This window comes from Mycobacterium sp., from assembly GCF_050701675.1.
In the GTDB taxonomy this organism is placed as follows: Bacteria; Actinomycetota; Actinomycetes; order Mycobacteriales; family Mycobacteriaceae; genus Mycobacterium.
Window position 1 is genome coordinate 1 of record NZ_JBOGDD010001016.1, and the last position, 3440, is coordinate 3440.

5 protein-coding genes are annotated in these 3440 nt (G+C 67.0%); 3 read left to right on the plus strand and 2 right to left on the minus strand.

Going from position 1 to position 3440, the window contains the following annotated elements:
• Window positions 1–510: carboxylate-amine ligase (locus ACRDUX_RS31230; RefSeq protein ID WP_526419782.1), on the plus strand; the 510-nt coding region annotated here is incomplete at its 5' end.
• A gap of 19 nt (window positions 511–529) precedes the next feature.
• Window positions 530–1150, plus strand: coding sequence for an LON peptidase substrate-binding domain-containing protein (locus tag ACRDUX_RS31235; RefSeq protein WP_526419788.1), 621 nt, complete (start codon window positions 530–532; stop codon window positions 1148–1150).
• A 3-nt stretch (window positions 1151–1153) separates the two neighbouring features.
• On the opposite strand, the gene ACRDUX_RS31240 is transcribed toward ACRDUX_RS31235, so the two are convergent.
• Window positions 1154–1984: an alpha/beta fold hydrolase gene (locus tag ACRDUX_RS31240; RefSeq protein ID WP_526419783.1), complete on the minus strand. Its 831-nt coding sequence runs from the start codon at window positions 1982–1984 to the stop codon at window positions 1154–1156.
• 83 nt (window positions 1985–2067) lie between these two features.
• On the opposite strand from ACRDUX_RS31240, the gene ACRDUX_RS31245 reads away from it, so the two are divergent.
• Window positions 2068–2655 (plus strand): TetR/AcrR family transcriptional regulator, encoded by a 588-nt coding sequence (locus tag ACRDUX_RS31245; protein ID WP_526419785.1) that lies wholly within the window; start codon window positions 2068–2070, stop codon window positions 2653–2655.
• Between the two features lie 15 nt (window positions 2656–2670).
• On the opposite strand, the gene ACRDUX_RS31250 is transcribed toward ACRDUX_RS31245, so the two are convergent.
• A partial coding sequence (locus tag ACRDUX_RS31250; protein WP_526419786.1) for an HNH endonuclease signature motif containing protein occupies window positions 2671–3440 on the minus strand: 770 nt, incomplete at its 5' end.

A 3440-nucleotide genomic window follows, 5' to 3' on the forward strand; every position in this document is an offset into this window, starting at 1 on the left:
GAGCAGTTCGTTCACGATCAGAAGAAGACCGGCATCATCGATCACATGAACGAAAACCGTTGGGACATCCGCCCTTCGCCTCATCTCGGCACCGTCGAGGTGCGGATCTTCGACGGCGTCTCCAACGTCACCGAGCTGGGCGCGCTCGTCGCGCTGACGCACTGCCTGATCGTCGACCTGGACCGTCGCCTCGACGCTGGTGAGCATCTGCCGACCATGCCGCCCTGGCACGTGCAGGAGAACAAGTGGCGCGCAGCACGATACGGCCTCGATGCGGTCATCATCCTGGACGAGGACAGCAATGAGCGGCTGGTCACCGAGGATCTCGACGAGATTCTGAACCGGCTCGAGCCGGTCGCGAAGTCGTTGGGCTGCGCCGACGAGCTGGCCCAGGTGTCGAACATCTATCAGTCCGGCGGGTCCTACCAACGGCAGCGCCGGGTCGCCGAGGAACACGACGGGGACCTGAGGGCGGTCGTCGACGCGCTGATCGCCGAGCTGGTCCTGTAGTCCCGTGACGGTCCGGCCGATGTTCCCGCTGGAGTCCGTGCGACTGCCTGGCGAGGAGCTGCCGTTGCGCATCTTCGAGCCGCGCTACGGCGCGCTGGTCCGCGAATGCCTCAGCGGTGCAAGGGAGTTCGGTGTCGTGCTGATCGCCACAGGGCGCGAGGTGGGTGGCGAGGACACGCGGTGCGACGTCGGCGCGCTGGCGCACATCATGGACTGCCAGGACTTGGGTGACGGACGTTACCGACTCGAATGCGAGATGCGAGAGCGCATCCGGGTGACGGGTTGGCTCGACGACGACCCGTATCCGAGAGCCGACGTCGAGCCGTGGCCGGACGAACCGGGGACGACCGTGACGGGCGGGGACATTGGCGTCGTCGAGGACCGGCTGATGGAGGTGTTCGAGCGGATTGCGGCGGCGCAGAGCGCGACGCTGCCACCGCGCGGCCAGCTGCTCGGCGAGCCGGAGCCCGGCGACGACGCGGGAACACGCTTGTATGCGCTGGCGTCGCGGGTACCGATGGGACAGGCGGATCGGTACTCGGTACTGGAGGCGCCTACCGCGGCTGCCAGGCTCGATGTGCTGCGGGATGCCGTCGAGACCGTGGTCGCGATGATCGAGTTCCAACTCGCAGGGGAGTAGCTCCTACCGGCTGTCGACGAACTGTCGCAGCGTGTCGGCGAACAATCGCGGCTGGTCCACGGGAATCAGCGTCCAGGAGTCGTCCACCTCCACGAGTGTCGCGTCGTCGAACGTCTCGGCCAGTCGGTGGGCGTGGGCGAGCGGCATCATCTGATCGTCGCGTGCCCACACGATCAGCACCGGGCGGGTGAAGCGGGAGAGGCGACCGGCCCAGTCGAGCAGGATCCGACGCGCGGGCGTGCCGGTCGCGAACTTGACCAGGTCGCGACGGACCAGGGGGTTCTGCGTCGCGGGACGGAACCATTCGTCGTAGAGGCTGTCGGGGATTCCGCGCTGGCTCAGTCCGCCGTACGTCCTGCGGTTGTGTCGGAAGAACTTGGTGTGAAGCATCTTCGATAGCACCCAAACCCCGCCGGGAAGCCTGCACAGCAGGACCGCCGGTCGCGCGGGCTTGGGCGGGAAGTTGTCGAAGGCCTCACACGATGCCAGGACGAGTCGGGCGACGCGTCGATCCCGTCCGTCGGTGACGATGAATTGACCACCGCCCCAGTCGTTCAGCACCAGGGTCACCTCCTCGAGATCCAACGCGTCGAGGAAGTCGGCGAGGATGCGGGCCACACCGAGTTGGGTGAGATCGGCGTCCGCATTCATCGGCTCCGGATGCGCGCCGAGCGGCAGTGTGGGGGTGATGCACCGGTAGGAGTCCAGCAACGGAATCACGTCACGCCACACCGTTCCGGTCATCAGCAGGCCGTGGGTGAAGACGATGACGGGCCCGGCGCCGCCCGTGTCCTCGTAGTGAATCGGACCCGCCGGCACGCGTACAGAGATCAACGAACCACTCCTAGATAGATCGTTCTAGTTAGTCGCACGCTACACTCGGCGATGACCGCGGGGCAAGGGGAGGGAGTCGGCCGATGACACAGCCGGACACACGCGAGCGGATTCTCCTGGCGGCCGCCGAGTTGTACCGCAGGCAGGGCATGCCCGCGACCGGCCTGAAACAGATCGCGGCCACGGCGAGCGCAGCCTTCGGGTCGATCTATCACCACTTCCCAGGGGGCAAGGAGCAGATCAGCGAAGAGGTGATCCGCGCCGAGGGGGTTCGGTACGCACTGCTCGTCGGCGAGCAGCTCTCGGCCGCAACGGATCCGATCGTCGGCATCCCCGGCGTGTTCGAAGCCGCGGGAGCGCTGCTCGAAGCGACGGACTACGCGGAGGCCTGCTCGATCGAGACGATCGCGCTGGAGGTGGCGAGCACGAACGACCGACTGCGAGCCGCCACCGCCGAGGTCTTCGAGGATTGGACCGCGATGTTGGCGCACTGGTTCGCTGGTGCAGGCCTGGCCGAAGAGGACTGCCGACGGCTGGCGCTCGCTGCGCTGGGTGCCTTGGAAGGCGCCTTCGTACTCTGTCGCAGCCTGCGGTCGACGGAGCCGATGGCCGCGGCTAGTGCCGCGGTCCTTGCCGCAGCCCGCGCCACCACGGGTGCCGTGCACGACTAGGTGCCACTCGCGGTTCTAGAAAGGTGGGGGTGGTTCGGCGGCTTCGGCTGCAGCTCTTGCCTGTTCGGCCGCAACCTTGGCCTTGGCTTCTTGTTCGGCTTCGGCTGCGATGAGCGCTTTGTTGAGTGTGCGTTCGTGGTGGATGCGGCGGGCTCGGTCTTGGGTGCGGGTGGTTTTGCGGCGCGGCATCTTCAATCCCGCGGTGTGGACTGGCCGGGCGGGGAGGTCGACGGGTACGACGGCCGCGGTGGGTTGGCATAGTTCTGGGAACAGCAGCCGGCTGCCCGGCGTGGTGGTGTGATTGCGCCCGTCGGGTGCGGTCCAGATGAGAGTTCCGTCGGGTAATTGTCGATCCCGCCAGCCAGGGTCCCCAGCCCAAAAGGTCTTGAGCAAGTGGTGTCTTCTGCACGCGCACTTTAGGTTCGACGCACACGTGGGTCCGTACGGCCACGGAATCGTATGATCCAAGTCGCAGTTGGTGGCGGGTTCCTTGCAACCCGGGAAGCGACACGTCATATCCCGGGAGCGGACGAAGTCGGCCAGTTTCTTCGAGGGGCGGTAGTGGGTTTCGGGTGGGGCCAGGCCGGGGTGGATGATCGCGGTCAGGGTGGCATTGAGGGCGGCGCGGCGGGCGATGCTGCCGGGCAGGAACTGCCCGCCCATCATGGCGGCGGGGCGGATGGTGGCGGGTGCGCCGTGTTCGGGTGTGGCGAGGTCGGCCCAGGTCAGCTCGCGCAACGGTTTGGAGAACATCGGCGGAGGGTGCCCGTCGAGGCCGGCGCACT

Coding starts and splice junctions, on each gene's coding strand:
- ACRDUX_RS31235 (WP_526419788.1), top strand. CDS start 530: ATGTTCCCGCTGGAGTCCGTGCGACTGCCTGGCGAGGAGCTGCCGTTG.
- ACRDUX_RS31245 (WP_526419785.1), top strand. CDS start 2,068: ATGACACAGCCGGACACACGCGAGCGGATTCTCCTGGCGGCCGCCGAG.